At 61.9% G+C, this 15,052-nt stretch carries 18 protein-coding genes; 9 read left to right on the plus strand and 9 right to left on the minus strand.

Annotated elements, in window-relative coordinates:
- Positions 1-94 precede the first annotated feature (94 nt).
- The 6 genes from rluB to NN484_RS19370 all read right to left on the minus strand — a co-directional run bounded on the left by rluB (position 95) and on the right by NN484_RS19370 (position 5,129).
- Positions 95-1,315, minus strand: a complete 1,221-nt coding sequence (rluB, locus tag NN484_RS19345) for a 23S rRNA pseudouridine(2605) synthase RluB (protein ID WP_127652339.1) — start codon at positions 1,313-1,315, stop codon at positions 95-97.
- 142 nt (positions 1,316-1,457) lie between these two features.
- On the minus strand, positions 1,458-1,649 hold the full coding sequence (locus NN484_RS19350; protein ID WP_003222773.1) for a DUF1289 domain-containing protein: 192 nt from the start codon (positions 1,647-1,649) through the stop codon (positions 1,458-1,460).
- A gap of 144 nt (positions 1,650-1,793) precedes the next feature.
- Positions 1,794-2,789 (minus strand): SMC-Scp complex subunit ScpB, encoded by a 996-nt coding sequence (gene scpB / locus NN484_RS19355; RefSeq protein WP_274657676.1) that lies wholly within the window; start codon positions 2,787-2,789, stop codon positions 1,794-1,796.
- Between the two features lie 11 nt (positions 2,790-2,800).
- A complete protein-coding gene (locus NN484_RS19360) occupies positions 2,801-3,499 on the minus strand; it encodes a segregation and condensation protein A (protein WP_171061841.1) in 699 nt (232 codons plus the stop codon).
- Positions 3,500-3,622: 123 nt separating this feature from the next.
- On the minus strand, positions 3,623-4,252 hold the full coding sequence (locus NN484_RS19365) for an L-threonylcarbamoyladenylate synthase (RefSeq protein WP_007966016.1): 630 nt from the start codon (positions 4,250-4,252) through the stop codon (positions 3,623-3,625).
- Between the two features lie 13 nt (positions 4,253-4,265).
- Complete coding sequence (locus NN484_RS19370) at positions 4,266-5,129, minus strand: PHP domain-containing protein (RefSeq protein WP_215501637.1); 864 nt, start codon at positions 5,127-5,129, stop codon at positions 4,266-4,268.
- 87 nt (positions 5,130-5,216) lie between these two features.
- On the opposite strand from NN484_RS19370, the gene NN484_RS19375 reads away from it, so the two are divergent.
- The 6 genes from NN484_RS19375 (at position 5,217) to NN484_RS19400 (ending at position 9,710) form a co-directional block, all read left to right on the plus strand.
- Positions 5,217-5,813: a septation protein A gene (locus NN484_RS19375; RefSeq protein ID WP_027613975.1), complete on the plus strand. Its 597-nt coding sequence runs from the start codon at positions 5,217-5,219 to the stop codon at positions 5,811-5,813.
- A 1-nt stretch (position 5,814) separates the two neighbouring features.
- Positions 5,815-6,114, plus strand: coding sequence for a YciI family protein (locus NN484_RS19380; RefSeq protein ID WP_127652342.1), 300 nt, complete (start codon positions 5,815-5,817; stop codon positions 6,112-6,114).
- Between the two features lie 277 nt (positions 6,115-6,391).
- Positions 6,392-6,802, plus strand: a complete 411-nt coding sequence (locus tag NN484_RS19385; protein WP_127652343.1) for an SH3 domain-containing protein — start codon at positions 6,392-6,394, stop codon at positions 6,800-6,802.
- A gap of 7 nt (positions 6,803-6,809) precedes the next feature.
- Complete coding sequence (locus NN484_RS19390; protein WP_007966021.1) at positions 6,810-7,487, plus strand: response regulator transcription factor; 678 nt, start codon at positions 6,810-6,812, stop codon at positions 7,485-7,487.
- A 262-nt stretch (positions 7,488-7,749) separates the two neighbouring features.
- On the plus strand, positions 7,750-8,199 hold the full coding sequence (locus tag NN484_RS19395) for a Spy/CpxP family protein refolding chaperone (protein WP_127652344.1): 450 nt from the start codon (positions 7,750-7,752) through the stop codon (positions 8,197-8,199).
- A gap of 170 nt (positions 8,200-8,369) precedes the next feature.
- Positions 8,370-9,710 (plus strand): HAMP domain-containing sensor histidine kinase, encoded by a 1,341-nt coding sequence (locus NN484_RS19400; protein WP_274657677.1) that lies wholly within the window; start codon positions 8,370-8,372, stop codon positions 9,708-9,710.
- Positions 9,711-9,822: 112 nt separating this feature from the next.
- Here NN484_RS19400 and NN484_RS19405 read toward each other — a convergent pair whose 3' ends face one another.
- Positions 9,823-10,389 (minus strand): nitroreductase family protein, encoded by a 567-nt coding sequence (locus NN484_RS19405; RefSeq protein WP_274657678.1) that lies wholly within the window; start codon positions 10,387-10,389, stop codon positions 9,823-9,825.
- A gap of 121 nt (positions 10,390-10,510) precedes the next feature.
- Between NN484_RS19405 and NN484_RS19410 the strand changes: the two genes are divergently transcribed.
- The gene (locus NN484_RS19410) at positions 10,511-11,965 is read left to right on the plus strand and encodes a TrkH family potassium uptake protein (protein ID WP_215501632.1); all 1,455 of its coding nucleotides are present in this window, start codon (positions 10,511-10,513) and stop codon (positions 11,963-11,965) included.
- Here NN484_RS19410 and NN484_RS19415 read toward each other — a convergent pair.
- Positions 11,922-12,977 (minus strand): AraC family transcriptional regulator, encoded by a 1,056-nt coding sequence (locus NN484_RS19415; RefSeq protein ID WP_274657679.1) that lies wholly within the window; start codon positions 12,975-12,977, stop codon positions 11,922-11,924. The two genes, NN484_RS19410 and NN484_RS19415, sit on opposite strands and share 44 nt — an antisense overlap.
- Before the next feature lie 164 nt (positions 12,978-13,141).
- Here NN484_RS19415 and NN484_RS19420 point away from each other — a divergent pair, with 164 nt between their 5' ends.
- The gene (locus NN484_RS19420; protein ID WP_064586526.1) at positions 13,142-13,453 is read left to right on the plus strand and encodes an Mpo1-like protein; all 312 of its coding nucleotides are present in this window, start codon (positions 13,142-13,144) and stop codon (positions 13,451-13,453) included.
- A gap of 27 nt (positions 13,454-13,480) precedes the next feature.
- Positions 13,481-14,071 (plus strand): HD domain-containing protein, encoded by a 591-nt coding sequence (locus tag NN484_RS19425; RefSeq protein WP_215501630.1) that lies wholly within the window; start codon positions 13,481-13,483, stop codon positions 14,069-14,071.
- 110 nt (positions 14,072-14,181) lie between these two features.
- Here NN484_RS19425 and NN484_RS19430 read toward each other — a convergent pair whose 3' ends face one another.
- Positions 14,182-14,997, minus strand: coding sequence for a UDP-2,3-diacylglucosamine diphosphatase (locus NN484_RS19430; RefSeq protein WP_047292436.1), 816 nt, complete (start codon positions 14,995-14,997; stop codon positions 14,182-14,184).
- Between the last annotated feature and the right edge of the window lie 55 nt (positions 14,998-15,052).

The raw sequence follows: 15,052 nt of genomic DNA on the forward strand, positions 1-15,052 counted from the left end.
CCCAACCAATAATCCAGACGAAAAAAAACGCCAACCCTGCGGTTGGCGTTTTTTGCTTTAGCTTGAAGCTTGCCGCTCAAAGCTCACGGCTGCTTCACTCCGGCTTCTTGCGACCGAAACCCGGACGCTGACCGGAGCCGGCCGGCGCACCACGGCGCTTGCCCGATGGCTTGTCACCGTCGACCAGTTTGATCCCTGGACGCTTCGGCGCCGGTTTGGCCGGACGCTTGTTGGTGGTGTCCGCCGGACGATCCGCCACTGGCGTACCGCGACCGGCAGGAGCGCCACGCTCGCCACGCTCAGTGCGACCGTTGGCCGGACGCGGTGCGCGCTCGCCGTCACGGGCCACTGGCTTGCGCCCTGGACGCTCACCTTCGATCTGCGGCTCACGGCTCTGACGCGGGCCGGTCGGCGCGCCAGCAGCAGGACGCAGCGTGCGTACGCGCTCGGTCTTGGCCATCGGCCGCGACGATTTGCGCTGCATACGCTCCAGCTTGTCTTTGCTCTTGGCGTTCAGTTGCGGCATCGCCACCGGCGTCAGGCCGACTTCGGCGCTCAGCACGTCGACTTCGTACTGGCTCATTTCGCGCCAGCGGCCCATTGGCAGGTCGGAGTTGAGGAACACCGGACCGAAACGCACGCGCTTCAGACGGCTGACCACCAACCCCTGGGATTCCCACAGACGACGAACCTCACGGTTACGGCCTTCCATCACCACGCAGTGGTACCAGTGGTTGAAGCCTTCGCCGCCCGGTGCCTGTTGAATGTCGGTGAAACGCGCAGGGCCGTCTTCCAGCACCACGCCCGCCTTCAGGCGCTCGATCATTTCATCGTCGACTTCACCGCGTACACGCACGGCGTACTCACGGTCCATCTCGTAGGACGGGTGCATCAGGCGGTTGGCCAGTTCACCGTCGGTGGTGAACATCAGCAGACCGGTGGTGTTGATGTCGAGACGACCGATGTTGATCCAGCGACCTTCTTTCGGACGCGGCAGTTTGTCGAACACGGTCGGACGGCCTTCCGGGTCGTCACGGGTGCAGATTTCGCCATCAGGCTTGTTGTACATGATCACGCGGCGGACCGACTCGGCAGCCTCTTCGCGCTTGATCACCTTGCCATCGATGGTGATGGCGTCGTGCATGTCGACACGCAGGCCGAGGGTGGCGTCTTTGCCATTGACCTTGATCCGGCCCTGGCTGATCCAGGCTTCGACGTCACGGCGCGAGCCGACGCCGATACGGGCGAGGACTTTCTGCAGCTTTTCGCCTGCGGGGCCGATTTCCTGGTCGTCTTTCTGATTGATGTCACTCATCTGGGCACCTCCCGGTGTGGTCTGTTCAGGCGGCGCCTGAAGCTTTGAAAACGGGTATTCGGGCGAAGGGATCGCCGAAGGGTCGCGAATCATACGCGGATGTGCGCCGTCGCGCATCAGAGACTAGCTGATCGATCGACAGTTATTTCTTTTTCCGCCGACCGGCGCCACCGAGTTTGATCAGGCGCAGCGCGGCTTCGGCCAGTACCGTGCGCTTGTCGTCCTTGTCGAGCTTCTTCCAGGCGCGAATCTCGCGCTTGCTGCGGCCGCAGCCCAGGCAGATGTCGTCGGTGAATTTGCAGAGGCTGATGCAGGGGTCTTTGGTGGAACTCATACTCACTCCAGAAGCACACAATCCTTTGTAGGAGTGAGCCTGCTCGCGATAGCGGTGTGTCAGTCAACACCTTCTTGCCAGATACACCGCCATCGCGAGCAGGCTCACTCCTACAGGGGGGCGGCAGTGTTCAGGCGATCGGGCTCAGTCGTCGAACTCGCGACGTTCGGCTTCGATCGCTTCGGCCAGGGCGCGGGCTTCGGCTTCTTCTTCGCTCAGTTCGGGCTCTGGGGCCGGTTGTTCGAGGGCGGCAACGGCGGCCAACAGCTTTTCGCGGGCTTCGGCGACGCCGAGGATGTCTTCTTCCGGTTCGGCTTCTGACTCGACTTCAAGTTCAACTTCGATGGCCGGTTCGGCAATCGCGGTTTCAGGCTCAGGCTCGACCTGAGTCACTGCATCGGGCGTCGGCGCCTCACCATCGGCCGCATCACGCAGCAAATCATCGAAGTCGGTCTTGATCCCCTCCTCCATGCTGTCCAGCTCCAGCAGCAAGGTGTGGAAACTGGTTTCCTCTTTCGGCTCTTCCGGTTCGGCGCTGGCGTCGGCCAACTCTTGCAGGCCGGCGGGCACCGGTGCGTCGTCGAAATCGAGCACCGGCTCGGTTTCCATCTCGCGCAGTTCGGCCAGCGGTGGCAGGTCTTCGAGGTTCTTCAGGTTGAAGTGATCGAGAAACGCCTTGGTGGTGGCGAACATCGCCGGTTTGCCCGGTACGTCGCGGTAGCCGACGATGCGGATCCACTCACGCTCGATCAGCGTCTTGACGATGTTGGTGTTGACCGCCACGCCCCGCACGTCTTCGATTTCACCCCGGGTGATCGGCTGGCGATAGGCAATCAGCGCCATGGTTTCCAGCAGCGCACGGGAATAGCGTTGCGGGCGTTCTTCCCACAAACGCCCGACCCATGGCGAAAACTTCTCGCGGATCTGCAAGCGGTAGCCCGAGGCGACTTCCTTGAGTTCGAACGCCCGCCCCTCGCAGGACTTGGCCAGCAGGCTCAGGGCTTTCTTGAAGACCGGCGGTTCGGGCCGTTCGCCCTCCTCGAACAGTTCGAAAAGGCGTTCAAGCGATTGCGGCTTTCCCGAGGCCAACAGAAAGGCTTCAAGCAGGGGCGCCAGCTCGCGGGGTTCAGTCAGGTTCATGTTTCGACTCGTTATTCGGCTCGGGCTCGCACGTGGATCGCGGCGAACGGCTCATTCTGCACCAGCTCGACCAAGGATTCCTTGACCAGTTCAAGGATCGCCATAAAGGTCACCACCACGCCGAGGCGGCCTTCCTCGGCGGTGAACAGCTCGACGAACGGCACAAAGCCGCCGCCCTTCAATCGTTCCAGCACATCACTCATGCGCTCGCGGGTCGACAGTGCCTCGCGGCTGACCTGGTGGCTCTCGAACATGTCGCCACGGCGCAGCACCTCGGCCATGGACATCAAAATCTCTTCCAGCGCGACATCCGGCAACAGCTTGCGCGCCCGAGCTTCGGGGGCGTCGAGCTTGGGCACGACCACATCGCGGCCGACCCGGCTCAGGCCGTCGATGCCTTCGGCAGCGGCCTTGAAGCGCTCGTATTCCTGCAAGCGGCGGATCAGCTCGGCGCGCGGGTCGTCTTCTTCGTCTTCGACGGTTTCGGCCCGAGGCAGGAGCATGCGCGACTTGATCTCGGCGAGCATCGCGGCCATCACCAGGTACTCGGCGGCCAGTTCCAGACGCACCGACTGCATCAACTCGACATAGCCCATGTACTGACGGGTGATTTCCGCTACCGGGATGTCGAGGATGTTGATGTTCTGTTTGCGGATCAGGTACAGCAGCAGGTCGAGCGGGCCTTCAAAAGCTTCGAGAAAGACTTCCAGCGCATCCGGCGGGATGTACAGGTCCAGCGGCATTTCCGTGACCGCCTGGCCATAGACCATGGCAAACGGCAGTTCCTGCTGGGCGCCGGCCTGGGGATCGACAACGGTTTCCACTGCGGACATTCAGGCCTCGACCATGAACGGCGCGGGGTCGCCGCAACCGACGCGGATCACTTCCGGGTCGTCGCCGGTCAGGTCGATCACGGTGGACGCCTTGATCCCGCCGAAACCGCCGTCGATGATCAGGTCCACCTGGTGCTCAAGCAATTGACGCATTTCGTATGGATCGCTCAACGGATCTTCGTCGCCGGGCATGATCAGGGTCACGCTCATCAGCGGCTCGCCGAGTTCGGCCAGCAAGGCCAGGGCAATCGGATGGCTCGGCACCCGTAGGCCGATGGTGCGCTTCTTCGGATGCAGCAGCAGGCGCGGCACTTCGCGGGTGGCGTTGAGAATAAAGGTGTATGGCCCGGGCAAATGCGCCTTGAGAATGCGGAAGGTGCCGGTGTCGATCTTGGCGTAGTTGCCCAGTTGCGACAGGTCGCTGCAGATCAGCGCAAAGTTGTGCTTTTCATCCAGCTGACGCAGGCGTCGCACCCGCTCGATGGCGGTCTTGTCGCCAATCTGGCAACCGATGGCGTAGGACGAGTCCGTGGGATAAATCACCACCCCGCCCTTGCGGATGATCTCGACTGCCTGTTTGATCAGGCGCGCTTGCGGGTTTTCCGGATGTATCTGGAAAAATTGACTCACGTTTTCTACCTGTTCAGACGGCGGCAATAACTGTGTCATGTTTGAACCGACACCACAGGGGTGGAAGGTCCTCGGGAACCGGCCGGTACTGGCCGATCTCGGACCAGCCTCCAGGGCCATGGAAATCACTGCCGGCGCTGACCAGCAGACCGAACTCACGGGCAAGGATTGCCAGGCTGCCCACCTGTTCTGCGGGCTGAAAGCCATTGACCACTTCAATCGCATGCCCGCCCGCTTGAATATAGTCGGCAATCAGCTTTCGGCGCTTGCTGCGGGTGAAATCGTAGTGCCACGGATGCGCCAGGCTGACCCACGCCCCGGCGGAGCGCAGGGTGCCGACGGTGTCTTCCAGGGTCGGCCAGTGCTGTTTGACGTCACCGAGCTTGCCGGCGCCGAGCCATTTGCGGAATGCCTCGGCGCGATCCTTTACAAAACCTTCACGCACCATCCAGTCGGCAAAATGCGGACGGGCCGGGGCGTTGCCGCTGTCACCCAGTTCCTGCTGGATCTGCCGGGCGCCGTCGAGGGCACCGGGCATACCTTTGAGGCCGAGTTTGCGGCTTATTTCTTCGGACCGCAGCCAGCGACCATCGTGCAATCGGGCGATCGCCTCGACCAGTGGCGCGGCGTTGACATCGAAACCGTAGCCCAGCACGTGGATGGTCGCGCCGCCCCAGGTGCAGGACAGTTCGACGCCATTGACCAGTTGCATGCCCAGTTCTTCGGCGGCGGTGCGCGCTTCGGCAAGGCCTTCGAGGGTGTCATGGTCGGTCAACGCCAGGACTTGCACGCCGTTTTCGAACGCACGCGCAACCAGAACCGCCGGCGCCAGGGCGCCATCGGAGGCCGTGCTGTGGCAGTGCAAATCAACATTCACGGGGAGTTGTAACCTCAAATCAGCTGGCGCTATCGCGCGCCCATATGTTTGTTATTATGCCGCCACATCCAGCTTCTGGCTCTCACTGTGAAACAATTCATCGATTTCATCCCGCTTCTGCTGTTTTTCATCGTTTACAAACTTGATCCACGGGTCGTCGACATTGCCGGCCATGAGGTGACTGTAGGCGGTATTTACAGCGCCACCGCGATGCTGATCATCAGCTCCCTGGTGGTCTACGGCGCACTGTTCATCAAGCAACGCAAGCTGGAAAAGAGCCAATGGCTGACCCTGATCGCCTGCCTGGTGTTCGGCAGCCTGACCCTGGCCTTCCACAGCGAGACCTTCCTGAAATGGAAAGCCCCGGTGGTCAACTGGCTGTTCGCCCTGGCCTTCATCGGCAGTCACTTCATCGGTGACCGCCTGCTGATCAAACGCATCATGGGCCACGCGCTGACCCTGCCGGATCCGGTCTGGACCCGCCTGAACATCGCCTGGATCGCCTTCTTCCTGTTCTGCGGAGCCGCCAACCTGTTCGTGGCGTTCACCTTCCAGAGCATCTGGGTCGATTTCAAAGTATTCGGCAGCCTGGGCATGACCGTGCTGTTCCTGGTCGGTCAGGGCATCTACCTGTCCCGTCACCTGCACGACGCCGATACCACAACGCCAAAAACCGAGGACTGACATGCTCTACGCAATCATTGCCACCGACGTCGCCAACTCGCTCGAAGCCCGCCTCGCCGCGCGCCCGGCCCACCTGGAACGCCTGCAAGTGCTCAAGGGCGAGGGCCGCATCGTGCTGGCCGGCCCGCACCCGGCGGTCGACAGCAATGATCCGGGCGCTGCGGGTTTCACCGGCAGCCTGATCGTCGCCGAGTTCGACTCCCTGAGCGCCGCCCAGGCCTGGGCCGATGCCGATCCGTACGTCGCCGCCGGTGTGTACGCCAACGTGATCGTCAAGCCGTTCAAGCAAGTTCTGCCATAAGGCTATCGCTCCCTTGTGGCGAGGGGGCTTGCCCCCGTTGGGCTGCGAAGCAACCCCAGAACCATTCAACGCGGTGTGCCTTACGCACCGCGCGCCATCATCTGCGACTGCTGCGCAGCCGAACGGGGGCAAGCCCCCTCGCCACAAAAGCACCTCTGCCCCATACACGTCTTTTTCTCACGCTGAACCTTCCCGATTCATCGCACTCTCAATCGCTCATTATTCTCGTTTGCCTGCCGACAACCTGCCCAATATCCATTTGCTAGCAGGAGTCGCAATGCGCAAAGGTCCGTTGTGTCTGATGTGGGTCACGCTGTCGATCATGGCACCCGCCCACGGTGAGGAAACCACCGAAAGCGGCAGCTCCACGCCATTGTCTTTGAGTGCCGGCAGCCAGATTACCGAGTTGCAGCAGCGCCTGAAGGTCAGCGAGCAGCAGCGGGAAGAACTGAACAAACAACTGCAAAATGCCGACAACGCACGCGAAAGCGCCCAGCTCGCCCGGTTGCGCCAGGAGAACCAGCGCCTGAAGCTGCAACTCAAGGAAGTCCAGGCCAGCCCGTTGCCGCGTCTGTTGACTGAACAGCAGCAATGGTTCGTCACGGGCGCCGGGGTAGCGCTATTGGCGCTGCTCTGCGGTATCTTTGCCAGTGGAGCAAGCCGAAAACGTCGGCAATGGCTAAATTGAGTGAGTCATGAGCGAGCTGTTACTGATTGATGATGACCAGGAGTTGTGCGAACTCCTGAGCAGTTGGCTGAGCCAGGAAGGCTTTCAGGTACGTGCCTGCCACGATGGCCAGAGCGCCCGCAAGGCCTTGGCCGAATCGGCCCCGGCAGCGGTGGTGCTGGACGTGATGCTGCCCGATGGCAGCGGTCTGGAACTGCTCAAGCAACTGCGCAGCGAACACGCCGATCTGCCGGTGCTGATGCTCTCGGCCCGTGGCGAACCGCTGGATCGCATCCTCGGTCTGGAGCTGGGCGCTGACGATTACCTGGCCAAGCCCTGTGATCCGCGCGAACTCACCGCTCGCCTGCGCGCCGTGCTGCGTCGCAGTCATCCGGCTGCCGTGTCGACCCAGCTCGAACTGGGCGACCTGAGCTTCAGCCCGGTGCGCGGCGTGGTCAGCATCGACGAGAAAGAACTGACCCTCACCGTTTCCGAAAGCCGTTTGCTCGAAGCCCTGCTCAAGCAGCCCGGCGAGCCGCTGGACAAACAGGAACTGGCGCAACTGGCCCTCGGTCGTAAGCTGACCCTGTATGACCGCAGCCTCGACATGCACGTGAGCAACCTGCGCAAAAAGATCGGCCCGCACCCCGATGGCCGCCCACGGATCGTCGCCCTGCGCAGCCGCGGCTACTACTACAGCCTGTAACCGCTTGCTCGTCTGTGGCGAGGGAGCTTGCTCCCGCTGGACTGCGCAGCAGTCCCCTGCTTTTGAGCTGAAAAGCGAGGGCCGCTTCGCAGCCCGGCGGGAGCAAGCTCCCTCGCCACAAGCCGGTTTGCCAGTGATATTTGTCAGGTCGGGCGCAAAACGTCTTTACCCAAGCTTTACGCAGCGCTGACCGCCGCTGACCTTGATCTCCGTAATCTGTACTCATCCGGAACGTACCGGGAACGAGACAAGGAGATACACCATGCGCAAGACTCTTATCGCTCTGATGTTCGCTGCCGCTCTGCCAACCGTCGCCATGGCCATGCCACAGGATGGCGGTCCGATGGATGGCCCGATGGACGGTGCACGCCACGGCGGTCAGATGCACGGCATGCACGGCAAAGGCCCGTACAGCCAACTCGACCTGACTCGCGAACAGCGCGATCAGATCCGCAAGATCATGGGCGAGCAGATGCACGAACGTCGCCAGGTGGTCGAGAAGTACCTGGAAAAACTCTCGCCGGCTGACCAGAAAGCCATGAAGGACGAGATGGCGGCCAACCACAAGAAAGCCGAAGCCGACGTGCGCAACCTGCTGAAACCGGATCAACAGAAGAAATTCGACGAGATCCAGAAAAAACAGGCTGAACGCCGCGCCGAATGGGCCGAGTTCAAGGCGTGGAAGGCGCAACAGCCGCAAAAAGCGCAATAATGTTTTAACCACAGGCCCGATGGCTGACACCGTCGGGCCTGTTCACATCCGCCCTCTGTAGGAGCTGCGGCACGCTGCGATCTTTTGATTTTGCTTCTGAAAAATAAGATCAAAAGATCGCAGCGTGCCGCAGCTCCTACAGGGGTTACGCGTTTGATTGAGGATTTTCTGTGCGTTCATTGTTCTGGCGTATTCTCGCGAGCTTCTGGCTGGCCATTGCCCTGGTGGCCGGGCTGTCCATTCTGCTCGGGCACATGCTCAACCAGGACGCGTGGATCCTCAGCCGCCATCCGGGACTCAACACCCTGGCCGCCGAATGGACGCAAACCTACGAAGCCCAGGGCGAAGACGCCGCGCAGGAAATCCTTCAACAGCGCAAGCGCCAATACCACATCGACGTCCAGGTGCTGAACGAAAGCGGCGACCCGGTGGTTCGCGGCACCTTCCCGCGTCGTGCCGCCGCGTTCGAAGCCCGGCAGAACAACGATGACCGGCGTCTGCCATGGCGCCGTCTGACCGACGAATTCACCAGTGACAAAACCGGCGACACCTACCTGTTCATCTTCCGCATCCCGCACCCGGAACTCGACGCCTGGCACCGCGAAAGCCTGCTGTGGCCGTTGAGTGCGCTGGGCATCGCGTTGGTGGTGCTGACCCTGTTCAGTCTGCTGGTGACCTTCTCCATCACCCGCCCGCTCAGTCGTTTGCGCAGTGCGGTGCACGATCTGGGGCAAACCACCTATCAACAGAACAGCCTGGCCAAACTGGCGAACCGCCGTGATGAGTTCGGCGTGCTCGCGACCGACTTCAACCGCATGGGCGCGCGTCTGCAAAGTCTGATCGGCAGTCAGCGTCAGTTGCTGCGCGATGTATCTCACGAACTGCGCTCACCGCTGGCGCGGCTGCGCATTGCGCTGGCACTGGCCGAGCGCGCCAGCCCCGAAGAACGCGAGAAACTCTGGCCGCGCCTGACCCGCGAGTGCGATCGGCTGGAAGCGTTGATCAGTGAAATCCTCGTGCTGGCGCGGGTCGATGCCGATAACGCCAGTGCTGAAGAAGTGGATCTGAATGCGCTGCTCGGCACACTGCAGAAGGACGCGCAGCTTGGCTCGCCGGAGCAGACCGTGCGGCTGGATGCGGAACCGCAATTGAGCATGACCGGCTGGCCGACCATGATCGAACGCGCCGTCGATAACCTGCTGCGCAACGCCCAGCGCTTCAACCCGGTGGATCAGCCGATTGAAATGCAGGCTTCGCGCCAGGGCGAACGGATCGTGGTGAGCGTGCGCGACCATGGGCCGGGTGTGCAGGCCGAGCATCTGAGCCAGTTGGGCGAGCCGTTTTATCGGGCCCCGGGGCAGACGGCGGCAGGACATGGCCTGGGATTGGCGATTGCCAGGCGCGCGGCGGAGCGGCATGGCGGGAGCCTGACCCTGGCCAATCATCCTGACGGCGGGTTTGTGGCCAGCCTGGAGTTACCGTTAGTGCCGGGTGCCGTTGTCCAACCCTGAGCAAAACCTGTAGGAGTGAGCCTGCTCGCGATTGCGGCGTATCAGTCGGAATAAAAGGTGCCTGACCCACCGCAATCGCGAGCAGGCTCACTCCTACATTGGATCGGTGGCGTCAGGCTTCACCCGGCCAGGCGCTGACGAATTCGGCCAGATCAGCCTTCTCGGCCACACGCGGCTCTTTCTGCGGCGTGCCGAGGTACAGGAACGCAATCACCTGCTCACCTTCGCTCAGGCCCAGCCCCTTGGCCACGTGCGCTGAATACGCCAGATCACCGGTGCGCCACACCGCCCCGATGCCCTGCGCGTACGCCGCCAGCAGGATCCCGTGGGCTGCACAGCCAGCTGCCAGCAATTGCTCGGACTTCGGATACTTGGCGTGTTCCTGCAGTTTCGCGATCACCACGACCACCAGCGGCGCCCGCAGCGGGCCGTTGCGGGCCTTGTCGATCATCGCTTCGGTGACTTCACCGTCCTGCATCTGCGCCGCTTCGGCCAGCAGCTCGCCCATTTGCTCGCGTGCCGCGCCTTCGACGGTCAGGAAACGATACGGCTGCAAGTGGCCGTGATCCGGTGCGCGCAGGGCTGCACCGAACAAGGCTTCGCGCTGCTGCGCGGTGGGGGCCGGTTCGACCAGTCGGGGAACGGAAACACGGTTGAGCAAAGCGTCGAGAGCCTGCATCGGCCACCTCCTGAGAAAAATGTGCGGCTATTCTAGCTTCATCTGCCAACGGGATGCCGGTTTACATGCCCTGCCTCATGGGTAGAATGGCGCCCTTCCCACTTCAGCCCGAGCGGACTTCATGGCGTTGCCGACCTTACGGATCATTGGTTTCATCATCGGCATCTTCCTGATCACCCTGGCCGTCGCCATGGTCGTGCCCATGGCCACCCTGGTGATTTTCGAACGCACCAGCGACCTGCCGTCGTTCCTCTGGGCGAGCATGATCACCTTCGTCGCCGGCCTCGCGCTGGTGATCCCCGGGCGCCCCGAACACATCCACCTGCGCCCGCGCGACATGTACCTGCTGACCGTCAGCAGTTGGCTGGTGGTGTGCATTTTCGCCGCGCTGCCGTTCCTGCTGACCCAGCACATCAGCTACACCGACTCGTTTTTCGAAAGCATGTCCGGCATCACGGCCACCGGCTCGACCGTGCTCAGTGGGCTGGACACCATGTCGCCGGGGATCCTGATGTGGCGCTCGCTGCTGCACTGGCTCGGCGGCATCGGCTTCATCGGCATGGCGGTGGCGATTCTGCCGCTGCTGCGCATCGGCGGCATGCGCCTGTTCCAGACCGAATCGTCCGACCGTTCGGAAAAGGTCATGCCGCGCTCGCACATGGTGGCGCGGCTGATCGTGGCGGCGTACGTCGGCATCACCATCCTCGGCAGCCTGGCGTTCTGGTGGGCCGGGATGAGCCCGTTCGATGCGGTCAACCACGCAATGTCGGCGATTTCCACCGGCGGTTTCTCGACCTCCGACCAGTCGCTGGCGAAGTGGACGCAACCGGCGGTGCACTGGGTCGCGGTGGTGATCATGATCCTCGGCAGCCTGCCGTTCACCCTGTACGTCGCGACCATGCGCGGTAACCGTCGTGCGCTGATCAAGGATCAGCAAGTACAGGGGTTGCTCGGCATGTTGCTGGTGACCTGGCTGGTGCTCGGCACCTGGTACTGGTGGACCACCAAGCTGCATTGGCTGGAAGCGCTGCGGCATGTGGCGCTGAACGTGACCTCGGTGGTCACCACCACCGGTTTCGCCCTCGGCGACTACAGCCTGTGGGGCAACTTCTCGCTGATGCTGTTCTTCTATCTGGGCTTTGTGGGTGGATGCTCGGGCTCGACGGCGGGCGGGATCAAGATCTTCCGTTTCCAGGTCGCCTACATCCTGCTCAAGGCCAACCTTAACCAGTTGATTCACCCGCGCGCGGTGATCAAGCAGAAGTACAACGGCCACCGTCTCGACGAAGAGATCGTGCGTTCGATTCTGACCTTTTCGTTCTTCTTCGCCATCACCATCTGCGTGATCGCCCTGCTGCTGTCGCTGCTCGGCGTCGACTGGATGACCGCACTGACCGGCGCTGCCAGCACCGTGTCCGGCGTCGGCCCGGGCCTGGGCGAGACCATCGGTCCGGCGGGCAACTTCGCCACCCTGCCGGATGCAGCCAAGTGGATCCTGTCGTTCGGCATGCTGCTCGGCCGACTGGAGATCATTACGGTGTTTGTACTGTGTATTCCGGCCTTTTGGCGTCACTGATCGGCGCCTGCAGCAGCCGCGTCCGGTAATCGCCGGGCGTGGTGTCGAACCAGCGACGGAACGCGCGGAAGAAGTTGCTCGGATCGGCAAACCCCAACAGATAGGCAATCTCCAGCAGGGTCATGGTTGGCTGCGCCAGGTATTGCTCGGCCAGTTCACGCCGGGTGTCATCGAGCAACTGCTGGAAACTCGTGCCCTCCTCCTGCAAGCGCCGTTGCAAGGTGCGCTGCGACAGATGCAGGGTCTGCGCCACCGTATCGCGCTTGGGCTCGCCCTGGGGTAGCAAACGACAGAGCACCTGCCGCGCCTTATGGGTCACGCGGCTTTCGGAAAAACGCGCCAGGTATTCCCCGGCAAACCGGTCGTGCAACAGCGCCATGGCTTCGTTGGCGGTGGGCAGTGGTGCTTCCATGTCGGCCCGTTCGAAAATCAACGCATCGTACGGCGCGTTGAACATCAGCGGCGCATGGAAGGCGTGTCTGTAGGGTTGCAGGTCTTGGGGCTCGTCGCCCTGAAACAACACTTTGACCGGGTGCAGCGCGCGCCCGGTCAGCCAGCCGCACAGGCTCAGTGCGCAGGCCAGCGAGGCTTCGGCGCTCTGTCGGGTCGGTGGCAGGTGATCGCCATGTACCGTCAGAATCAGTGCATAACCCTCTTCGAGCAGACGAAAACTCAGGTCGGCGCTTTCGGCGATGATCCGCTGATAACGCACCAGCCGTTGAAAGCCTTCGGCCAGGGTATTGCTCGACATCAAGGCGTAGCCGGCGACATGGAACGAGGCCGGTCGCACCACCTTGCCCATGTTCAGACCGATCGCCGGGTTGCCGGACAGCTCGACCGCCCGTTGCCAGAGTCGGGTCATGGAATCTTGCGGGAAGCGTGCATCCGGATCATCCAGGGCGGCGTAATCGAGCCCCAGTTGCTTGAACAGTGCCCGGCAATCCAGGCCGTCCATCTCCAATGCTTTGACAATCCCCATCGCCCAGCTTGCAGAAGTCGTTCGTTCGCTCATGGCGTTATTCTTTTACATGATGGATCGCATGCTACGACCCGATTTGCGAAGGATACTAAAGTGGCGCCCATTGTCACTGGCTGATGCCACTGTTCACTCTAGACTCAAATAAGCTACCCGCCGAACAACTTGCCGTCAGAACAATAACCACAGAGATCGCAGTCGTGGAAAACATCAAACAATTCAATACGTTCGCTGAGTTCTATCCGTACTACCTCAGCGAACACAGCAACAGTACCTGCCGCCGGTTGCATTTCGTCGGTACCACGCTGGTGATTTTCATTCTGGCCATGACCATCGCCAAGGGCGCCTGGCTGCTGTTGCTCGCCTTGCCGCTGGCCGGTTACAGCTTTGCCTGGGTCGGGCATTTCTTCTTTGAAAAGAACCGCCCGGCGACCTTCCAGCACCCGCTGTACAGCCTGCTCGGCGACTTCGTCATGTACCGCGACATGATCCTCGGCCGCGTGGCGTTCTGAACCCCGACACACCAAGGAGGCTTGCCGATGAACGCCAATGCCCGCTTCACCCACATGAAGGACGGCACACAGGAAGACTGGGCGATCATCGCCGCAGACTTCAGCGCCTATGCCCGGCAACTGCCGTCGCGGATCGTCGCGCACCTGAAGTTGTTAGAGGGCGATTTCGGCGGCTTCCCGGTGGATCGCCTGACCCACTCGCTGCAAACCGCGACCCGCGCCTTTCGCGACGGGCGTGACGAGGAATACGTGGTCTGTGCGCTGCTGCACGATATCGGCGACACCCTCGGGTCCTACAATCACCCGGACATCGCGGCGGCGATTCTCAAGCCGTTCGTCAGCGCCGAGAACCTGTGGATGGTCGAAAAGCACGGCATCTTTCAGGGCTACTACTTCTTCCATCACTTGGGCATGGACCGGCATCTGCGCGAGCAATTCAAGGAGCATCCGCAGTTTCAGGCAACCGCCGAATTCTGTGCGAAGTACGATGCGGCGGCATTCGACCCGGCGTATGACAGCCTGCCGCTGAGCTTTTTCGAACCGATGATGGAGCGGCTGTTTGCCCAGCCGAAGCACTCGATCTACAAAGCAGCGATGGAAGAACACAGCCCGGCGTAAGGCGAACCGCTACGCGGTTCATCGCGAGCAGGCTCACTCCTACAGTTGACCGCATTCCAACTGTAGGAGTGAGCCTGCTCGCGATGAGGCCCTCCCTGACAACCGAAGACTCAGGCAAGTTCAGCGACCTTGGCCGCCTTGAGCTGCGCCTCCCGCGCCTGCGCATCCGCCAGTCGATACAACTCGATCGTGCCGTCCCAGTGCTCGATCAACGCCGTGCACGACTCCACCCAGTCGCCGCAATTGAGGTAGTCCACCTCGCCGACCTTGCGAATCTCGGCATGGTGAATGTGCCCGCAGACCACGCCATGCAATTCGCGCTTGACGCACTCGTGGGCGATGGCTTCTTCGAAGTCGCTGATGAAGCTCACCGCGGTCTTGACCTTGTGCTTGAGGTACGCTGACAACGACCAGTAACCGTAGCCATAGCGGGCCCGCCAGTGGTTGAGCCAGCGATTGAGGGTCAGGGTGAATTCGTAGGCCGAGTCGCCGAGAAAGGCCAGCCAGCGGTGATAACGGGTGATCACATCGAACTGATCGCCGTGAATCACCAGCAGGTGCCGGCCATCGGCCGTGACGTGTACTGCTTCGTCGACCAACTGGATGTTGCCGAGGATCAGCTTCGAATAACGGCGCAAAAATTCGTCATGGTTGCCAGTGACGTAGATCACCTCGGTGCCGCGCTTGCTCATGGTCAGCAGGCGGCGGATCACGTTGGTGTGCGCCTGCGGCCAGTACATGCCGCCGCGCAGCTTCCAGCCGTCGATGATGTCACCCACCAGGTAGATCTTGTCGGCGTGGTAGCCCTTGAGAAATTGCGACAAGTGCTCGGCCTGGCAATCCCGCGTGCCCAGGTGCACGTCGGAAATCCACAGGGTACGCACCCGTTGTTTACGGCTGGGTCTGGCGAGCTCGGCGCTGGTCATGGGCAACCCTCTGCGATGTTTTCGCAAGAGTGCGCCCGCCGGGTTAATCGACCAT

Origin of the sequence: Pseudomonas serboccidentalis (genome assembly GCF_028830055.1) — a bacterium.
GTDB lineage: Bacteria > Pseudomonadota > Gammaproteobacteria > Pseudomonadales > Pseudomonadaceae > Aquipseudomonas > Aquipseudomonas serboccidentalis.

Bases quoted from the DNA above. Each gene is read 5' to 3' on its own strand.
- NN484_RS19385 (WP_127652343.1), top strand. From the start codon at position 6,392: ATGCGCAAAGGTCCGTTGTGTCTGATGTGGGTCACGCTGTCGATCATG.
- NN484_RS19395 (WP_127652344.1), top strand. From the start codon at position 7,750: ATGCGCAAGACTCTTATCGCTCTGATGTTCGCTGCCGCTCTGCCAACC.
- scpB (WP_274657676.1), bottom strand. From the start codon at position 2,789: ATGAACCTGACTGAACCCCGCGAGCTGGCGCCCCTGCTTGAAGCCTTT.
- NN484_RS19430 (WP_047292436.1), bottom strand. From the start codon at position 14,997: ATGACCAGCGCCGAGCTCGCCAGACCCAGCCGTAAACAACGGGTGCGT.
- NN484_RS19410 (WP_215501632.1), top strand. From the start codon at position 10,511: ATGGCGTTGCCGACCTTACGGATCATTGGTTTCATCATCGGCATCTTC.
- NN484_RS19390 (WP_007966021.1), top strand. From the start codon at position 6,810: ATGAGCGAGCTGTTACTGATTGATGATGACCAGGAGTTGTGCGAACTC.
- NN484_RS19380 (WP_127652342.1), top strand. From the start codon at position 5,815: ATGCTCTACGCAATCATTGCCACCGACGTCGCCAACTCGCTCGAAGCC.
- NN484_RS19350 (WP_003222773.1), bottom strand. From the start codon at position 1,649: ATGAGTTCCACCAAAGACCCCTGCATCAGCCTCTGCAAATTCACCGAC.
- rluB (WP_127652339.1), bottom strand. From the start codon at position 1,315: ATGAGTGACATCAATCAGAAAGACGACCAGGAAATCGGCCCCGCAGGC.
- NN484_RS19415 (WP_274657679.1), bottom strand. From the start codon at position 12,977: ATGAGCGAACGAACGACTTCTGCAAGCTGGGCGATGGGGATTGTCAAA.
- NN484_RS19425 (WP_215501630.1), top strand. From the start codon at position 13,481: ATGAACGCCAATGCCCGCTTCACCCACATGAAGGACGGCACACAGGAA.
- NN484_RS19405 (WP_274657678.1), bottom strand. From the start codon at position 10,389: ATGCAGGCTCTCGACGCTTTGCTCAACCGTGTTTCCGTTCCCCGACTG.